This window comes from Cupriavidus sp. P-10, assembly GCF_003402535.2.
Taxonomy (GTDB): Bacteria; Pseudomonadota; Gammaproteobacteria; order Burkholderiales; family Burkholderiaceae; genus Cupriavidus.
In genome coordinates, this window is sequence record NZ_AP025171.1 from 643,046 (window position 1) to 660,775 (window position 17,730).

Sequence of the window (17,730 nt, forward strand, 5' to 3'; positions counted from 1 at the left end):
TCAGCCGGCGTCGCGTTTCCCGCGCGAAGTCGCGGTGCAGCCGACTGAAGCGGTGATGATGCTGGCGATTGCCAGCCACTGCATCGGGCTCAGTTGCTCATGCAGGAACACCAGCCCCGCGAGCGCGCCCATGGCCGGCTCCATGCTCAGCAGGATGCCAAAGGTGCGCCGGTGCAGGCGCTTGAGCGCCACCATTTCCAGCGAATAGGGAATCGCGCTGGACAACACGCCCACCGCCAGTCCCGCCAGCAGCAGCGGCGGGCTGAGCAGCGCGCTGCCGGCATGCGCCACCCCGAACGGCAGCACCACCAGCGCCGCCATTGTCAGCCCCAGCGAGGTAGCCTGGCCGCCATGCGCGTTGCCGGCCTTCTGCCCGAACACGATATAGAGCGCCCAGCCCACGCCGGCAGCGAGCGCATAGCCGATGCCGACCGGGTCGAGCGTGCCTGCCGCCTCGCCCACCGGCAGCAACAGCAGCAAGCCCGCCACCGCGCACGCAATCCAGAGGAAGTCGATGGCGCGCCTTGACGACAGCACCGCCACCGCCAGCGGCCCGGTGAATTCGATCGCGATCGCCAGCCCGAGCGGCACCGTGCGCAGCGACATGTAGAAGAGCAGGTTGGTCGCGCCAAGTGCCGCGCCATACAGCGCGATGGCCAGCGCATTGGCCCGCGTCAGCGGGATGCGCCATGGCCGCCATACGCACAGCAGGATCAGGGCCGAGAAGCTGACCCGCAGCGCCGTGGTGCCTTGCGCGCCGAGCGCGTCGAACAAATGCTTGGCGAACGACGTGCCCACGCACAGCGAGGCCATCGAGCCGGTCAGGGCCAGGACGGCGATCAGGGTCGTGCTTTTTCCGGAGGCGGTGTGCGGCAATTGGAATCCTGGGGGGGAAGCTCGCGTCTGGTGCGCGATGCAGCCGCATCATGCGGCAACTCCCGCCGTGGCGCCATATACAGGTCGCGATGCGCGCCGCTGTACAGTTGTTCCGGCCTGCCCGGGTTTCAGTGGCTGTGCGCCGCCACCTTGCGCCGCTTGCCGGGCTTGCGCGCGCAGTCGGGGCAGCGTCCCAGCAGCGTCAGTTCGTGGTGCTCGACCTCGAACCCCGGCGGCGTGATCTCCTCCAGGTGTCCCGGGCACCCCTCCAGCGGAAACACACGGTCGCACGACAGGCACTGGAAGTAGTGCCGGTGGTGCCGGTGCGTGACCGCCTCGCCCGGCTGGTCCGCCAGTTCGTAGCGGTCCGCCTGGCCGGGCAGCTCGACCGCATGCAGCTGCGCATCCTCCAGCAACGCGCGGATATTGCGATAGACGGTGGCGAGTCCCAGCGACGGCACCTCGCGCTGCGCCGCCTCCAGGATCTCCGCCGGGCTCAGCGGCCGGCCGGCTTCCTTCAGCGCCGCCAGCACGGCGCCACGTTGACGGGTCATGCGTTCCATGACTAAAATCTTAATGAGAAATTATTATCATTAAAGCGCGTGCCGGTGCCAGCCGCCATGCGCTGCTCTTACGGGGTGTCAGACATCATGCTGCCTTCGCAGCCAATCCTTGCCGGGCGTACCCGCATCGCCGGTCCTGCCGCGCCACTGCGGCCGCTTGCCGCGCTGATGCTGGCGTGGTCCGCACTGGCGGATGCCGCCGATGCTACCAAGGCCACCAAGGCCACCGATGCGCCCGATATTACGCTGCCGGCGGTCTCGGTGGTCGGCACCGCATCATACAACCCGCCAGACGCTACGGGCGCCACCCGCACCGACACCCCGCTGCGCGAGATCCCGCAATCCGTGCGCGTGGTGCCGCGTGCCATGCTCGACGATATCGGCGCGACCCGCTTCGACCAGACCTTCGACTATGTCAGCGGCGTGGCGCGCCAGAACAACTTCGGCGGCCTGTGGGACAACTTTGCCATGCGCGGCTTCACCGGCCACGAGAACACCGGTGCCGGCTATCTCGTCAACGGCTTCGCCGCCAACCGAGGCTATACCGCGCCGATGGACGCGGCCACCATCGATCGCGTCGAAGTGCTCAAGGGTCCCACCTCGTCGCTGTACGGCACCAGCGAGCCCGGCGGCACCTTCAACGTCGTGACGCGCCAGCCTCAGTTTCGGCCGGCGCAGGTCTATTCGATGGAGCTGGGCACGCGCGACGGCTACCGGGTGGGCGCGGACATCACCGGCCCGCTTGGCGAGAACCTGGCAGGCAGGCTGGTCGCCGTGGCCGACCACCAGGGCAGCACGCGCGACTTCATCCACAGCCAGCGCTACCTGGTGGCGCCGTCGTTCACATGGGCGCCGGGCAACGACACCATCCTGCAGTACGCGGCGGAATTCCAGCGCTACACCACGCCGATGGACCGCGGCGTGGTTGCGGTCGACGGGCAGCTCGGCCGGATCCCGCGCTCGCGCTTCCTGGGGGAGCCGGGCGACGGCGACATGCGGCTGGACAGCCAGTCGCACCAGCTCAGCGTGGAGCACCAGTTCTCCGGAAACTGGAAAGGGCGGCTCGCGCTGTCGTACCGCGGCGGCGCGCTGACCGGGCATTCGAGTGAAGCGGCAACACTGGCCGCCGATGGCCGCACGCTGTGGCGCCAGCATCGCTACCGCGATTTCCAGTCGGACGATGTCTCGCTGCAGGCCAGCGTGACCGGCAAGTTCACCACCGGTCCGGTCGGGCATGAACTGCTGCTGGGCATGGACGCCTACCGCTTCGGCAATACCATGGCGATCCTGCGCAAGAACCCCAGCGCTGCCGCGCCCTATGCGATCGATATCTACGATCCGGTCTATGGCCAGCCGGCGCCACCCATGCCTTGGAACACGGACACGTACGAGCGCCAGCGCAATCTCGGCGCCTATCTGCAGGACCAGCTCAGCCTTGGCGAGCGCTGGCGCGTGCTGGCCGGGGCGCGTTTCGACGCCTTCGACCAGTCGCTGGACAACTACCTGAACGGCACCCGCACCACGCAGCACCAGAACGCGGTGTCGCCGCGCGTGGGTGTGAGCTACCTCGCCAGCCACAACGTCTCGCTGTTTGCCAATGCGAGCCAGTCGTTCCGTCCCAATGCCGGCACGGATGCCGCGGGCCAGCCGTTCGACCCGGAGCGCGGCCGCGCCGTCGAGGCCGGCGTCAAGTTCGACAGCGATGACCGCCGCACCGGCGCCACGCTGGCGGTGTTCGAGATCCGCAAGCGCAACGTGCTGGCCACCGACCCGAGCGACCCGTCGTACTACATTGCCGCCGGCGAGGCGCGCAGCCGCGGCGTGGAACTTGATGTGGCGGGGCAATTGGGCAAGCACTGGCGCGTCTCGGGCAGTTTTGCGCTGACCGATGCCGAGATCACGCAGGACACGCGCTTCGCACCGGGCACGCCGCTGACCAATGTGCCGCGCACCAGCGGCAGCCTGCTGGCGGTCTACGAAGACGCGGCGCCGGTGGGCCAGCGCTATGGCATCGGCGCGGGCTTGCGCTACGTGGGGCGGCGTTCCGGCGATGTGCGCGATTCGTTCTCGCTGCCCGCCTACGTGGTGGCGGATCTGCACGGCTACTGGCAATACAGCCGCAAGCTGCGCGTCACGTTCAACGTGGGCAACCTGTTCGACAGGACTTACTACGCCAGCTCGTACAGCAGCCTGTGGATTGCCCCGGGCGCCGGCCGCAGTGCGCGGCTCGGCGTGCAGCTGAGCTATTGACCCTGCACGGCCTTGGCCCGTGCCATTGTTTTTGCCGCGGACCGCGCGGCCGGCTCCCCCGCCGGCCGCGGTCCCTTGATGTACTGCATGGACGCGTCATCGCGATTCATCGGCAACGCGCATGGACTCCCCTCATGTTCGCGTGGCAGGTCGCACGGATGGCGTAGCGGTCTCGCGGCGCTCTTACTCCGCCGGCGTGTGCTGCTCAGCGAGGCGCGGCTGCTACCGGCGCCGGCACCGGCGCCTGCGCCGCGCCGGGCGCTGCCGAAGCCGGCGTGCGCGGCGCGGCCGGTGCCGCCGGTGCCGCTGGTCCGGCTGGCGCAGGGCGGGTGCCATTTCCCGCGTTGTCCGCCACTTCGCGCCAGCCGCCGCCGAGCGACTTGTACAGCGACACCCGGCTGGTCAGCCCGGCCAGCTTGTACGTGACCAGCGACTGTTGCGCGGCGTAGAGCTGGCGCTGCGCATCGAAGACGCCGAAGTAATCATCGACTCCGTTCTTGAAGCGCATTTCCGACAGCCGCCGGGTCTCGCTGCCTTCGCGCACCAGCGCTTCCTGCGCCTTGACCTGGCGCTCGTAGGTGGCGCGCGCCGCCATGCTGTCGGCCACTTCGCGGAAAGCGGTCTGGATGGTCTTTTCGTAGTTGGCCACGTTGATGTCCTTGCGCACGTTGGCGGCATCCAGCCCGGCACGGTTGCGTCCCGCATCGAAGATCGGCACCGTCAGCTGCGGCGCGAACAGCCACGCCATGCCGCCGGAGAACAGCCCGGCCAGGCTGGTGCTGGCTACGCCCAGCGCGCCGGTCAGCGAGATGCGCGGGAAGAACGCCGCGCGCGCGGCGCCGATATTGGCGTTGGCGGCCTTGAGCTGGTGCTCGGCGTCGAGGATGTCGGGGCGCCGCTCCAGCAGGCTCGATGGCAGCCCCTCCGGGAACTCTTGCATCAGCGTGCGCGGTTCGAGCGGATCCGCGGTCGCGCCCGCCGTAGTGTTGCCATCCTCGGCCACCGACTTCGGCAACTGGGTGCCGACCAGCAGCGTCAGCGCGTTCTCATCCTGCGCCACCTGCCGCGTGTACTGTTCCACGCCCACCTGCGCGGTCTGGACCTGGGTTTGCGCGCGATGCTGGTCCAGCTGCGCCATCGCGCCCACCTGGCGCCCGCGCCGCACCATCTCGGCCGCTTCCTGCTGCGTCTTCAGCGTGTCCTGCGACAGCCGCAGCAGCTCGCGGTCGGCGCGCAGCGTCAGGTAGGCGTTGGCGACCTCGGCCACCAGCGCGATCTGCGCGCTGCGGCGCGCCTGCTCGGTCGCCAGGTATTGCTCCAGCGCCGCATGCTTGAGGCTGCGCACCCGGCCGAAGAAATCGAGTTCGAAGGCGGTGAAGCCGATACCGGCGTTGTAGGTGGTGATCTGCTGCGACTGGCCCGGCGCGCGCAGCCGCGGCGACAGGCGCTGCGACACCATGCCGGCGTTGGCTTCCACCGTCGGGAACTGCGCCGCACGTTCGATCTGGTAGAGCGCGCGGGCTTCGTCGATGGCCAGGGTGGACATGCGCAGGTCGCGGTTGTTCGCCAGCGCAAGTTCGATCAGCTGGCGCAGTTGCGGGTCGACGAAGACATCGCGCCAGCCGAGATCTGCGGCGGAAGGGCCGGGCGGCTGCACCGCCTGGCCAGGCTGGCCAGGCTGGCCGGCGGCGGTGCGGGCCTGCGGCGTGCGGTAGGCGGCACCCTCCGGCCACGCCGAAGCGATCGGCGCGTCGGGCCGCTGGTATTGCGGCTCCAGCGTGCAGGCTGCCAGCGCCAGCGACAGCGCCAACACCGAGGTGCGGGGCAGCAGGCGTTGTGCGGGGAAAGAGTGGCGGCTCAGGCTTGGCATGACGGGTTCCCGGAGAGTCAGTGAAAGGCGGTTTTTGTTCAGCCCAGCAGCGCGCGCCGCATGAAGCGCGAGATCGCCAGCCGCGGCTGGCCCTGGCGGGCGATGTTATGCGCGGGATCGCTGAACAGCAGGCGGATCAGGCTGTGGCGCGCCGCCATGTCGGCATGCAATGCGATACCAAGCAGCTGTCGATCGCGCCGTACCACGCGGCAAGGAATCCAGCCGGTCTGGGCCAGCCACATCGCACCCTCGGCGCCCGGACGGAAGGAGGCTGCCAGCGGCGTCGTCACGCCCGCGCCGTTGCAAGAGAGGTCGCGCGTGTTGACGCGGTACTCGCGCCCGTCCACGCGCAGCAAGGCCGCGGCGCGATGCGGGAATCGCTCTTCCTTGCGCGGCCGCGGCAGTTCCACGCACACCAGGAACGAAGCCAGGTACAGCATCAGCGCTACGCCCGTCCATACCGTATTGAAGGCCAGCCCCTGCGCATCGGCATCGACCACCAGCGCGCGGCCCAGCCCCAGCGCCGATAACGCCAGCAGGCCCGCGTACAGCGCCGCGAACTTGCCGTGGATCACCAGCTTCGATCGGTCCAGCCCCTTGTTGGTGACCTTGAACGGCCGTCCGAACGGCTTGAACATCGCGCTGACCAGCGACGCCGTCACCGCGAGCGACGCGACGATCTGCGTGACTTCGGTAAAGATCGGCAGCGCGCGCTGGCCCGTGATCCAGATGCTGTAGGCCCAGTACGCCACCAGCGCGGGCAGGCCGTACGCGAGGAACTGCAGCGGCTCGCCGTACAGCGTAGAGACGCCGAAGTACCAGTACAGCAGCGGTCCCGCCAGCAGCATCAGCGTGAATGGCCGCGACAGCCAGTGCAGCAGGCCATGCACGTAGTGCAGCCGATGCATCGCGGCATAGCCGCGCCCGCGCAGCGGCCCGTCGGCGGTCAGCGCCACCTGCACCGTGCCCAGCCCCCAGCGGCTGCGCTGGCTGATGTACTCGGGCAGGCCTTCGGCGGACAGCCCCACGCTGAGCCGCTCGTTGAGCCAGCGCGTGATATAGCCGTGCCGCAGCAGCCGGTAGGTGAGGTGGATGTCTTCGGTGACCGTGCCGGTAGGGAAGCCGCCGATATGCTCGACCAGGTCGCGCCGCACCACGAACGAGGTGCCGATGCAGAACGCCGTGCCCCACGCATCCTTGGCCGGCTGCATCACGTCGAAGAAGGCGCGCTGCTCGTCGACCCAGCACTCGGTGGCGCGCAGGTTGTACTGGATCGGGTCGGCGTTGTAGTAGAACTGGGGCGTCTGCACCACGCCCACGCGCGGGTCGCCGAACAGGCCCACAGTGCGCAGCAGGATGTTGCGGTGGGGCGCGAAGTCGGCGTCGAGCACCAGGATGTAGGGTGCGCCGCCGGCTTCGGCGCTGTGGCGCAGGCCGTTGTTGAGGTTCCCTGCCTTGGCGTGGGTATTGTCCGGGCGCGTCACGTAGTACGCGCCCACGCGGCCGCAGAACTCGCGCAGCCAGTCGCGGCGCGTGTCGTCGAGCACCCAGACGCGGAAATCGGGATAGTCGATTGCCAGCGCCGAGACGATGGTCTTCTCCAGGATGTCCAGTCCTTCGTTGTAGGTGGCGATGAAGATGTCTACGCGCGGCACTTGCGTGGCGCGGCGCAGCGCGGCTTCGCCGGCGTCGGCGGCATGCGAGTGGTTGCTGTTGCGGCCGAGCACCACGATCGACAGCAGCGTGTAGGTCAGCGTCATGCATTCGAATGCAAAGAACACATGCGCCCATGCGCTGGCGAAGGTCGGCTGCCACGGGGGCAGCGTCTCGCGGACGCGCCACGTCAGGTACACCAGCAGCAGCAGGAAGGTGATGCCGCCGAACAGCATGCGGTCAGCGGGCCGGTCCTGACGGCACAGCAGCGTCAGCAGCACCATCGCGAGCAGCACGCCGCCGTTAATGGCCAGCAGCGACTGGTTCTCGAGGAAGAGGGTGAACATCGTCACTCCTTGCCGGGGGCGGCGTTGGGGGCATTGGAGGCGTTGGCGTTGGCCGCGGCAATGGCTGGCGGCGGGCACGACGGGTCCAGGCAGCCGCCGGGACGGAACGGGTTCCAGCGCGCTGCCGCGAGCACGGCCCACGCGGTGGCACCAAGGTGCGGCAGGTGGAAATAGTAGAAGTCCTCCGTGGTCGACGTGGGCCCGATCGACAGCCCGGTGCTGATGCGCGCATCGGGCGTGGCGTAGAGCATGCCGGACGGCGCGCGCTGCGACAGCAGCAGCGGCCACAACGGCTGCGCCTGCTGCGCGCGCCCGGCTGCCTGCAGCACCAGCGCGGCCTGTCCGGTGCCTTCGGTCCAGATGCCGTCGGGACTCGCCTTGAAACCGTAGCCCGCGCCGGCGCGATGGCGCGCGTCGACCCAGCCGAGGCCGCGGTGCCAGTCCTTGGGCGGATCGGGCAGGGCGATCAGCGGCCACAGCACGGCATCGAGCGCGGACGGGGCGGCATTGAGGGCACGGCCGTCATCGCGTGTTCCGATTGCGAAGCGGCCCTCTCGCGCTTGCCACATGGCGTCGACAAAGCCGCGCGAGCGCGCCGCGCCGTCGCGCCAGCGCGGCTCGTTGCGCCGGCTGGCGAGCCAGCTGAAGGCGGCATAGGTATCGACGTTATGCTCGGTCGACTTCCAGCCCTGGCGGATCTGCTTCGGCTCGTGGCCGAAGAAGCCGCCGGTATAGCCCGCGGGCGCGCCGGTATCCGGCACGGTAGCGTGCACCCAGCCCATCAGCGCCGCGGCCCCGTCCAGGTAGCGTGCGTCGCGCGTGGCCTCGTGCACGGCCAGCAACAGCAGCGCGGCCCAGGCGACGTTGCCGGTGGCGGTGCCGGCCTGGTAGGCGTCCTCGAACCAGCGCTTGCTGGGCTCGTCCCACCAGCCGGGCAACGGTGCCGGCCCCGCGGGCAAGGGGCCGGCGCGATAGGCGTTGCGCAGCCGCGCGTCCCGGTAATGGCGGTCCTGCCGGCTCGCCTGCAGCACCGCGTCGGCAATGCGGCGCGCTTCGGCGGGGCGCTTGCACGCGACCAGCGCGATGCCGGCCAGCGCGTTGTCGTAGACGAAGGCGGCGTTGCGCAGCGCCGGCATCAGCGGCTCGCCGCCCGGCGTGGGCTCGTAGCTGGCGAGGAAGACCGGGCCACTGCCGGGTTCACGGCCGACGCGCTCGGCCAAGGCCTTGCAGCCTTCGGCCAGCAGGGTTTGCTGCGACGCCTGCGCATGCGCGGCGGCAGGGGCGAGCGCCAGCGCTGCCGGCAGCAGCAGCGCAGCGGCGAGCCGGCGCAAGCGCGGCGGGGACAACGGTGGTCGCATCATGCTCGTCTCCGTGGTGTCCGGTCAGGTCCGTTCGGGTTCCGTTCGGGTTCCGTTCGGGTCCGTTCGGGTTCGTTCAGGCCAGCGCGCTCAGGTCAGCGATGCCCGCAACTGGCCCAGCCAGCTGCGGTCCAGCGTCACGCGCGCCCAGCGGCCCATGCCGCAGTGCCCCGAGGTCGCCGGCGCGGCACCGCCGGCGCTGGTCGTGGCTGCCGATGCCGCGGCATTCGGCTTGTCCGGCAGCTTGCCCAGCGGACGGTCGAGCTTTGCGATGACGTAGATCTCGTTCTTCTCGATCGGCGGGAACGGCACGAAGTAGCGCGCCTGGTCGCCGTCGGGCGCGCGCGGCAGGATCTCCGCCACCGATGCCGGCAGCGCCGCAGGCAGCCCGTCGACATGCACGTTCAGGCGCGCCCCCGGTAGCAGGTTGTCGCTGAGGCTGCGCGGGAACACCGCCACCACGCGCGTCTGCGCGCAGTTGCTGGCGCGAGCCAGCGTGGCGCCCGCTGCCACGCGCATGCCGGGCTGCGCCACCAGGTCTTCGATGGTGCCGGGCTCGGTCGCGCGGATCTCCAGGTTGGACAGGCGGTCGATGCGCTGCTGCTCCGTGGCGATCAGCTCGTCGACGGACTTGCCGTACGTTTCCAGCTGTTCGAGTTCGGCGGTCAGCTGCGCGGATTCGGCGCTCAGCGTCTGGCGCCGCTGCGCCAGCGTGGCACTGGGCCCGTCCGCGGACGAGGCGTAGACCTTGTTGCGTGACGCCTCGCTGTCGCCGACGGCGCTGTCCAGTTCGGCTTTGACTGCGGCCTTGGCGTTGGTCAGCATCGACAACTGGTAGCGCGAGGCATTGGTATAGGCCTCGCTCACCGCGCCCGCCCACTGCATGCTCTGGTTGCGGTTGACGATCTCCTGCTGCTGGTCCTCCTGCGCGGCCGCCGACGCCAGCCGTGCCTGCAGCGCGCGTACCCGCGTGGCGTGCTCGCGCTGCGCGGCGCCGTTATAGCGCTGCAGGTCCTGCTCGGTGGCGGCCGTCAGCCGGCGGTTCGATTCCAGCCGTGCGCGCGCGGAATCGTACCGCTGCTGCGTATCGAGCTTCTTGCCGGTCAGCTCGACCAGCAGCGAGCGGTCGATGTTCGGGTTCTGCACCATCATCAACGGCTGGTTGGCGGTGACGCTCTGGCCCGCGGCCACCTTCTGCTGCACGACGATGCCTTCGACCGGCGAGGTCACCAGGCTGACGGGACTGTTGATCACGGCCCGCTCCGACGAACGCGTAAACACATTCGGAAACATGATCGTCAGCACCGCCCACACGATGAACAGCACCACGCCATAGCCGGCCATGCGCGGCACGATATGCCACAGCGGTACGGCGACTGGCTGCTGGCGCTGGACCAGGCCGTCGCCGTGCGGCTGGCGCTGCGGCGCCGGGGCCAGCGTCTGGCGTGGTGGCGGGGATGATCGCGGGGGCGGTGGGTTGTTGCGCTGGTCGGCCATGGTCGTTGTTCTCCGGCAAGCAGGTCAAAAAACATCCCTTCCGGCTGCTGGCACCGCAGGCCGGACGAGCAAAATCCCAGGCAAGCGCGCGGCGTCGCGCAAGAGCTGTCGCGCGATGCCCGGCCTGCTAGTCCCCAATTCAGCTTGTTGTCTGCAGCACGCGCGCTGCGGCAATCAGCCGCCGCGGCGTACTTTGCATCGGACCTCGATCCGGTCCGTGGATTTGTCCGTTTTGTTTCGGACAGCGTTGAACAATGGCCGATCGCTGTTGCGAGCAGCAAGCCGATGGCCACGAGGTGGCAGCCTGTTGACGCTAAGAATCTTGCAGTCAGGCCGCCGCGAGTGAGTTAAGGCTAGTCAGTTGCCCCTTGGCTTGCTGTAAGAATGTGTAAGGGGAGGTCCTTGTCTTGCTTAATACGGCCCTAATACTGGCAGTGCGAAAGCAGGACGCGAGGGGTGCACAGAGGGGCCAGGAACGTTGTCCGGCGCGGGCTGCAGACTGGCGGACAGACGCCGACTATTCGCTTACTTATCGTTGCGCATGGTCGTCCGCAGCAAGCGGCGGCGCGACTTGTTCCAGCGGACGGCGTTCGGCGTCGATGCCAAAGCGCAACGCCAGCAGGCCCGCGATGATGACGAGTGCCGCACCGAGGCCATAGCCCGCTGCCACCGCCTCGCGGCTGCCGCTTTCGATCAGCGCGCCCAGCAACAGCGGCGCGATGAACCCACCGGAGCCTGTGCCGAGGGCGTAGAACACCGAGATGGCCAGGGCACGCATTTCCAGCGGGAATACCTCGCTGGCGGTGAGATAGGCGGAGCTGGCCGCCGCCGAAGCCAGGAAGAACACGGCGGACCAGCACAACGCCTGCGAGCGCGCATCGAGCCAGCCCTCGACAAAGGCCCAGCCGGTCAGCGCCAGCCCGATGCCGGACAGCACATAGGTCGCGGCGATCATGCGGCGGCGCCCGATCTGGTCGAACAGCGGGCCGAGCAGGAAGGGCCCGGCGGCATTGCCCAGCGCGAACGGGAAAATGTACAGCGCCACGCGCGCATCCGGCACGTGGTAGAAGCGGGTCAGCACCAGCGCATAAGTGAAGAAGATAGCGTTGTAGAAGAACGCCTGCGCCACCATCAGCGCCAGCGTGATCGTGCTGCGCTGGCGATAGCGCCGCAGCAGCAGGCGCAGGACCTCGCCCACGCCGGGGGCGGCACGCCGGCGCATCGCCACCGCGGCGCAGTCCGATGCGACCGGCGGCAGCGGCCCGTGGCTCGCGCGCACCTCCGCCTCGATCGCGGCGACCACGCGCTCGGCTTCGTCCAGCCGCCCGTGCGTGGCCAGCCAGCGCGGGCTCTCGGGCACGTGCCGGCGCACCAGCACGATCGCCACCGCCAGCACCGCACCCAGCGCAAAGCACGCGCGCCAGCCCCATACCGGCCCCAGCACGCGTGGATCGAGCACCACCAGGCTCAGGCCCGCGCCCAATGCCGCGCCAAGCCAGAAGCTGCCGTTGATCGCCAGGTTGACGCGCCCGCGCACGCGCGCGGGAATCAGTTCGTCGATGGCGGAGTTGATTGCGGCGTATTCGCCGCCGATGCCCAGCCCGGTCAGGAAACGGCAGGCGGCAAAGAAGGCAAAGCCCGGCGCGAACGCAGTGGCCAGCGTCGCTACCATGTAGACGGCGAGCGTGGCCAGGAACAGCCGCTTGCGCCCGAGCCGGTCGGCCATGCGCCCGAATACCAGCGCGCCGATGACCGCCCCGAGGATATAGAGCGAGCCGGTCCAGCCGACCTGCGTCGCACTCAGCGACAGCGTGTCGGGCCGCTCCAGCACGGCCCCGACCGAGCCGACCAGCGTGACCTCGAGCCCGTCGAGCACCCAGGCAATGCCCAGCGCGATGGTGACGCGCCAGTGCCAGCGCGACCACGGCAGGCGGTCCAGCCGCCCGGGGATGTCGGTGCGGAATGCGGTATCGAGCGGAAGGGTGGCGAGCGCGCTATCGGCTGGCGTTGCGTTCGGCATTGCCAACCAGTATAGGCGCCGTGGCGCCCGGCTTCAGCGGTACAGCACCGTGGGCAGCCAGAGGCCGATGCCGGGGAAGACGTACAGCAGCACCAGCGCGATCAGCTGGATGCCCATGAACGGCAGCATGCCGAGAAAGATCTGGTTCAGCGTCACGTGCGGCGGCGCCACGCCTTTCAGGTAGAAGGCGGCCATTGCCACCGGCGGCGACAGGAACGCGGTCTGCAGGTTCAGCGCCACCAGCAGGCCGAAGAACAGCGGATCGATGCCGAAGTTGTCCAGCAGCGGGATGAAGATCGGCATGAAGATGATGATGATCTCGGTCCATTCCAGCGGCCAGCCGAGCAGGAAGATGATGACCTGCGCCAGGATCATGAACTGCACCGGCGACAGGTTCAGCGACAGCACCCATTGCTCGACCAGCGCCTGCCCGCCCAGCAGCGCGAACGCCGCCGAGAAGATCGACGAGCCCACGAACAGCCAGCACACCATGGCGCTGGTCTTGGCCGTCAGCAGCACCGACTCCTTGACCACGCGGAAATTCAGCTGGCGATAGGCGGCCGCCAGCAGCGCGCCGCCGAGCGATCCCACCGCCGCAGCTTCGGTCGGCGTGGCCAGCCCGAACACGATCGAGCCCAGCACGGCCAGGATCAGCAGCGCCAGCGGGAAGAACGATGCCAGCAGCATCTTGAAGATCTCCAGCCGCGCGAAGCTGAAGCGCCAGTAGAAATAGACCATCAGCACCACCACCACGCCAAGCGTGATCCAGAACCAGCGCGGCGCGGGCGATGCCGCGGCTGCGGGCTGAGTATCGGGCGACGCGGTCGCCGTTGCCGGCGCCGAAGGCGCGGCGGCTGGCGCATCCGGTGCCGGCGCCGGCACTGTTCCCACCGGTGGCGCCGGCGTTTCCTCCGGTGGTGCCTGCAGATCATCCAGCGGCGCGCTGCTTTCCTCGGCCGAGCCAAGCGACAGCGGCGCTTCGACAGCGACGGTGGCAGCCGGCGCGGTCACTGCCTCGTACAACGTGCCCATGATCACCGCCACGGCCAGCGCGGGCAGCAGCACGATGCCCAGCTGGCGCGCGAACGCGGCGGTGGGCATGTCCGCATTGCGCGGCCCTTTGAACGCGCGCAGCATGCCGGTGCCGAAGGCCGGTAGCGCGCGTACCGCGCCGCCGGCCTGCAGCGTGTTGGCCAGCGCCGGTAGTGGTACGACCCGCTCGGCTTCGGGCAGCGGCGGTGCCAGCGAAGGCTTCAGCTTGGCGATGATCAGGATGTAGACGATGTAGAGGCCAGTCAGCATCAGCCCCGGGAAGAACGCACCGGCATAGAGCTGCACTACCGACACACCTGCCGTGGCGCCATACACGATCAGCAGTACCGAGGGCGGGATCAGGATGCCCAGGCAGCCGCCGGCGGTGACCGCGCCGGCCGACAACGCCGTGTTGTAGCCCGCGCGCAGCATCGCGGGAAACGCCAGCAGGCCCATCAGGGTGACCACCGCGCCGACAATGCCGGTGGCGGTGGCAAAGATCGCGCACGTCACCAGCGTGGCCACCGCCAGCGAGCCGGGGATCCAGGCCAGCGCCAGGTGCAGGCTGCGGAACAGCTTCTCGATCAGGTTGGAGCGCTCGACCAGGTAGCCCATGAAGACGAACAGCGGGATCGAGATCAGCACGTCATTGGTCATGACGGCATAGGCCCGCTGCACCATCAGGTCCAGCGTCTGCTGCACCGCGATCTCGGGATTGGCGTGGCGATAGGCCAGCCATGAAAACAGCACGCCCATGCCCATCAGCGTGAACGCGGTAGGGAATCCCAGCATGATGGCCACCACGATCAGCGCGAGCATCAGCAGGCCGAGATGCCCGTTGGTCCAGTCGCCCGGCGCGGGCATGAACCAGATCACCGCGCCGACAATCAGCGCCATCAGCGTGACGCCGAACCAGAGTTCCTTTCTCATCGCGCGGCGTCCTCGCGGTGGGGTGGTGGGGGCGTGTCAACGAGCTCTGCTGTCGGCGTGCCTTGCACCATTTCCTTGAGCTTGTCGACGTCAACTTCCTCGACATCGCCCTCGCGCGGCGGCCAGTGGCCGCGCTGCAGGCACAGCACGCAGCGGATGGTCTCGGCCAGTCCCTGCAGCAGCAACAGCGCGCCGGCAATCGGGATGACCGCCTTGAACGGGTAGATCGGCGGGCCATCGGCGGCGATCGACGAATGTTCGTTCTGCGCCAGCGAGATCTCGAAGAAATCGATGCCGGCCCAGGCCAGCGCGATCACGCCAGGAAAGAAGAAGGCCAGGTAGAGCACCAGGTCGATTCCCGCCTGCATGCGCGGCGACAGGAAGCCATAGAGGATATCGCCGCGCACGTGCCCGCGCTTGGCCAGCGTGTAGGCGCCCGCCAGCATGAAGAGCGTGCCGTACAGCATGTTGCTGGCATCGAATACCCACGCGTGCGGCGCGCCCAGCGCGTAGCGCGAGAACACCTCGTAGCTGATCATCAGCGTCAGCGCGATGATCAGCCACGAGCCGGCCTGGCCCACGAATGTGCTTACCCGGTCGATGCCGAACAGCAGGCGTTGCACGACGGTACCCCCGCGCTACTCAGGTGCGCTTGGCGAAGTAGTGGTTCGTTGCCAACCGGAAGTCGACGTTGGTGTCGTTCTGCCAGCGGGTGGCGCGCTGCGCGAAGGCCTTCATCGAGTCGTTGACCTTCTTGAACATCGGGTTTTCCTTTTCCTTGCGCGCCACGATCTCGTCCCAGACCTTGAGTTGTGCCTGCAGCACCGAGTTGGGCGTGGCGTAGAACTTCACGCCCTGCGCCTGCAGCGCCTGGTAGTCCTTGGAATAGCGGTCGATTGCCTTCATCGACATATCCGCCGAGGCCGCCTCCACCGCGTTGGCGATCAGCGCCTTCATCCTGGCGGGCAGCGCGTCATAGCGCTTCTTGTTGAACAGGATCTCGAACTGCTCCGAGGACTGGTGGAAGCTGCGCAGCATGCAGACCTTGGACACGTCCTGGAAGCCCAGCGCACGGTCCGAACTGGCATTGTTGAATTCGGCGGCGTCGAGCAGGCCCCGGTCCAGGGCCGGCACGATCTCCGCGCCCGGCAGCGCGTTCACCGCGGCGCCCAGCCCGGTGAAGATATCGATCGACAGGCCGACCGTGCGGAACTTCAGCCCCTTGAAATCCTCCGGCTTGGTGATGGGCTTCTTGAACCAGCCCAGCGGCTGCGTCGGCATCGGCCCGTACAGGAACGAGACCACGTCGAGATTCAGGCTGCGATAGATCTCTTCCTGCAATTGCTTGCCGCCGCCGTACTTGTGCCATGCCAGTAGCATGTTCGGGTCCATGCCCCACGCGGGGCCGGAACCCCACAGCGCCAGCGCGGAGTTCTTGCCGTACCAGTACGCAATCACGCCATGGCCGCCGTCGAGGGTGCCCTTGCTGACGGCGTCGATCAGGTCGAACGCCTTGACCACCGCGCCGGCGGGCAGCAGTTCGATCTTCAGGTCGCCGCCCGACATGCCGTTCACCTTCGCGACAAAGTCGCCGGCAAACTCGTGGAAGATGTCCTTGGTCGGCCATGTGCTCTGCCAGCGCATGGTGATGGGGCCCTGCGCCTTCACGATCGCAGGGAATCCCATGGCTGCTGCACCAGCTGCCGCGCCGGCGGCACCGCCCAGAAAGCCGCGCCGCGAGACGTCACCCCTGACACCCGCGCCACTCGAGGCACCACCCTCGGCCATCGCCTGCTTCGCCTGTGTTTTCCTCGTCCTGGATGCCATGATTGCCTCCATCTGTGGGTGGGGTGGGCGCGAGCGCCGGCAATGGGCCGAGGCAGCTCGCCGCCGTCTTGAATACCGGAAAAGTCGGGAAAATCGGGAAACGGTGGACCGGCAGGCTGCGCGCGCTGCGCAGGGTGGTCCTTGATTCCCTTCATGGTAGGAAAGGGACAGAGAACCACAATCTAGGGATTACCCGCGCGGTGTGGGCCGCCGCACTTTGGTTTCGTCGCGCGGGCGTGATGCGGCAATGCCGCAGAGTTCAGGCGCGCGCGATGCCTACCGTGAATTCGCCGTCGATCGCGCCGCCGGGTTCCGCGGGTTGGCTCACGCGCACCGTGCTGGGCCGGCTGCCGGCGATCGGATCCCGTGTGGTCGGCCGTGTCGGCACGCCGTGTGCGCGGTAGGCAGGGTGGCTGCCGAGCACCTGGCGGCTGAGCGCATCGTCGAAGTACAGCTGGCTGGTCAGGATTTCCGACTGCGCCAGCAGCACCTTGTAATGGATATGGATGGCGCGCGCCGGATACCAGCCGGGATAGATGGTGGTGAACGTCGCGACGCCGTCGGCCCCGGTGGCCTGCACGCCGCGCAGGTAGCGCGCTTGCCGGTTGGCGGCGCTTTCGCCGCTGTAGCTGCCTTCGGCGTCGCAGTGCCAGACGCTGACCAGCGCGCCCTGGACGGGCGCACAGTTGTGTTGCGCCTCGACCACGCGCAGGCGCAGCCGCAGCGGCTGGCCGGGGCGGCCGTCGCGGATGTCGGCGCGCACCAGCGCGTCGTCCAGGTAGAAGGGCCCTTCGGTGGCCTCAGGGGTGAGCAGGCAGGCCGCCGGCGCCTGCGCTTGCGCGGTGCCGATGCCGGCGAGCGCAAACAGGCCGCCCAGTTCTTGCAGGAAGCGGCGGCGTGCGGCGTCGGGATGGGCTGTCCCGACAAAGCCGGCTGCAGGGCGCACGTCCATGTGGGTCTCCGAGGGATGCGGGGTGCGCGCTGCTGCGCGAGTCGCGGGTCAGCCGGTTGGGTAATGGGCGGGACGCTTCAGCGTCCCATCGCTTTCAGCATGGAGTAGCCATGGCTGGTGATGCGGGGTTCCTGCCGGCAACCGTGCAGGACTTCAAGCTGGACCAGTTGTTTTTCGACCAGGGCCTTCAGGTCGGTGGGATCGATCTGGCGGGAATCGCTCGAATCGAGGGAGTCGGGGCCATCGCTCAAGAGCAATAGCGTGGCAAGTTCATGCGGGCTCAGCACGTTCATCTCCTTGGCTAGAAGGGGGCGTTTGCTGGGAGTCTGCAGGGCGCACGCGGCGCCCGCGCGAAGAAGCGCACCGTGGAGACCAATGCACTTGCGGCGGCGCGTGCTGCGCTGCGGCACGAATGCTGCAGTGCGGTGCGCGTTCGCATGCCCGGTCTCAGGCGGCTAGCTTCTTTGACGGCACCGCTGGCGCGCGGTTCCTTGCCAGGCTCTCGCCGTTACAAGTTGCCCCGCTGCGTGGCGGTGTCGGAGCCATTATCAGCCA

At 68.5% G+C, this 17,730-nt stretch carries 13 protein-coding genes; 1 reads left to right on the forward strand and 12 read right to left on the reverse strand.

The genetic code is table 11. From position 1 onward, the window contains the following. Positions 1-813 carry an EamA family transporter gene (locus CTP10_RS20005; protein ID WP_376790695.1) on the reverse strand — a complete coding sequence of 271 codons (813 nt, stop codon included), beginning with the start codon at positions 811-813 and terminating at the stop codon, positions 1-3. Positions 814-1,004: 191 nt separating this feature from the next. After that, positions 1,005-1,439, reverse strand: a complete 435-nt coding sequence (locus CTP10_RS20010) for a Fur family transcriptional regulator (protein ID WP_116319877.1) — start codon at positions 1,437-1,439, stop codon at positions 1,005-1,007. A gap of 87 nt (positions 1,440-1,526) precedes the next feature. Here CTP10_RS20010 and CTP10_RS20015 point away from each other — a divergent pair, with 87 nt between their 5' ends. After that, positions 1,527-3,689 carry a TonB-dependent siderophore receptor gene (locus CTP10_RS20015; RefSeq protein WP_233528139.1) on the forward strand — a complete coding sequence of 721 codons (2,163 nt, stop codon included), beginning with the start codon at positions 1,527-1,529 and terminating at the stop codon, positions 3,687-3,689. Between the two features lie 205 nt (positions 3,690-3,894). Here the strand turns inward: CTP10_RS20015 and CTP10_RS20020 are convergent, their stop codons facing one another. The 10 genes from CTP10_RS20020 to CTP10_RS41160 form a co-directional block, all read right to left on the reverse strand. Continuing rightward, on the reverse strand, positions 3,895-5,559 hold the full coding sequence (locus CTP10_RS20020) for an efflux transporter outer membrane subunit (protein ID WP_116319876.1): 1,665 nt from the start codon (positions 5,557-5,559) through the stop codon (positions 3,895-3,897). Positions 5,560-5,597: 38 nt separating this feature from the next. Then, entirely contained in the window at positions 5,598-7,559 is a 1,962-nt protein-coding gene (locus CTP10_RS20025) for a glycosyltransferase family 2 protein (protein ID WP_116319875.1), read from the reverse strand. A 2-nt stretch (positions 7,560-7,561) separates the two neighbouring features. Next, positions 7,562-8,917, reverse strand: a complete 1,356-nt coding sequence (locus CTP10_RS20030; protein WP_116319906.1) for a hypothetical protein — start codon at positions 8,915-8,917, stop codon at positions 7,562-7,564. A 90-nt stretch (positions 8,918-9,007) separates the two neighbouring features. Then, complete coding sequence (locus CTP10_RS20035; protein ID WP_116319874.1) at positions 9,008-10,414, reverse strand: HlyD family secretion protein; 1,407 nt, start codon at positions 10,412-10,414, stop codon at positions 9,008-9,010. 529 nt (positions 10,415-10,943) lie between these two features. Beyond that, a complete protein-coding gene (locus tag CTP10_RS20040) occupies positions 10,944-12,434 on the reverse strand; it encodes an MFS transporter (RefSeq protein WP_116319873.1) in 1,491 nt (496 codons plus the stop codon). 33 nt (positions 12,435-12,467) lie between these two features. Continuing rightward, on the reverse strand, positions 12,468-14,396 hold the full coding sequence (locus CTP10_RS20045) for a TRAP transporter large permease (protein WP_116319872.1): 1,929 nt from the start codon (positions 14,394-14,396) through the stop codon (positions 12,468-12,470). After that, positions 14,393-15,019 carry a TRAP transporter small permease subunit gene (locus CTP10_RS20050; protein WP_116319871.1) on the reverse strand — a complete coding sequence of 209 codons (627 nt, stop codon included), beginning with the start codon at positions 15,017-15,019 and terminating at the stop codon, positions 14,393-14,395. The genes CTP10_RS20045 and CTP10_RS20050 overlap by 4 nt, the downstream gene beginning before the upstream one ends. 19 nt (positions 15,020-15,038) lie before the next feature. Further along, complete coding sequence (locus CTP10_RS20055; protein WP_233528144.1) at positions 15,039-16,082, reverse strand: TRAP transporter substrate-binding protein; 1,044 nt, start codon at positions 16,080-16,082, stop codon at positions 15,039-15,041. A gap of 400 nt (positions 16,083-16,482) precedes the next feature. Beyond that, on the reverse strand, positions 16,483-17,175 hold the full coding sequence (locus tag CTP10_RS20060; RefSeq protein WP_116319869.1) for an intradiol ring-cleavage dioxygenase: 693 nt from the start codon (positions 17,173-17,175) through the stop codon (positions 16,483-16,485). Positions 17,176-17,252: 77 nt separating this feature from the next. Beyond that, positions 17,253-17,462: a hypothetical protein gene (locus CTP10_RS41160; RefSeq protein ID WP_063241939.1), complete on the reverse strand. Its 210-nt coding sequence runs from the start codon at positions 17,460-17,462 to the stop codon at positions 17,253-17,255. Positions 17,463-17,730: the final 268 nt, after the last annotated feature.

Coding starts and splice junctions, on each gene's coding strand:
- CTP10_RS20015 (WP_233528139.1), top strand. CDS start 1,527: ATGCTGCCTTCGCAGCCAATCCTTGCCGGGCGTACCCGCATCGCCGGT.
- CTP10_RS20025 (WP_116319875.1), bottom strand. CDS start 7,559: ATGTTCACCCTCTTCCTCGAGAACCAGTCGCTGCTGGCCATTAACGGC.
- CTP10_RS20035 (WP_116319874.1), bottom strand. CDS start 10,414: ATGGCCGACCAGCGCAACAACCCACCGCCCCCGCGATCATCCCCGCCA.
- CTP10_RS20040 (WP_116319873.1), bottom strand. CDS start 12,434: ATGCCGAACGCAACGCCAGCCGATAGCGCGCTCGCCACCCTTCCGCTC.
- CTP10_RS20005 (WP_376790695.1), bottom strand. CDS start 813: ATGGCCTCGCTGTGCGTGGGCACGTCGTTCGCCAAGCATTTGTTCGAC.
- CTP10_RS20020 (WP_116319876.1), bottom strand. CDS start 5,559: ATGCCAAGCCTGAGCCGCCACTCTTTCCCCGCACAACGCCTGCTGCCC.
- CTP10_RS20060 (WP_116319869.1), bottom strand. CDS start 17,175: ATGGACGTGCGCCCTGCAGCCGGCTTTGTCGGGACAGCCCATCCCGAC.
- CTP10_RS20010 (WP_116319877.1), bottom strand. CDS start 1,439: ATGGAACGCATGACCCGTCAACGTGGCGCCGTGCTGGCGGCGCTGAAG.
- CTP10_RS20030 (WP_116319906.1), bottom strand. CDS start 8,917: ATGCGACCACCGTTGTCCCCGCCGCGCTTGCGCCGGCTCGCCGCTGCG.
- CTP10_RS20045 (WP_116319872.1), bottom strand. CDS start 14,396: ATGAGAAAGGAACTCTGGTTCGGCGTCACGCTGATGGCGCTGATTGTC.
- CTP10_RS20055 (WP_233528144.1), bottom strand. CDS start 16,082: ATGGGATTCCCTGCGATCGTGAAGGCGCAGGGCCCCATCACCATGCGC.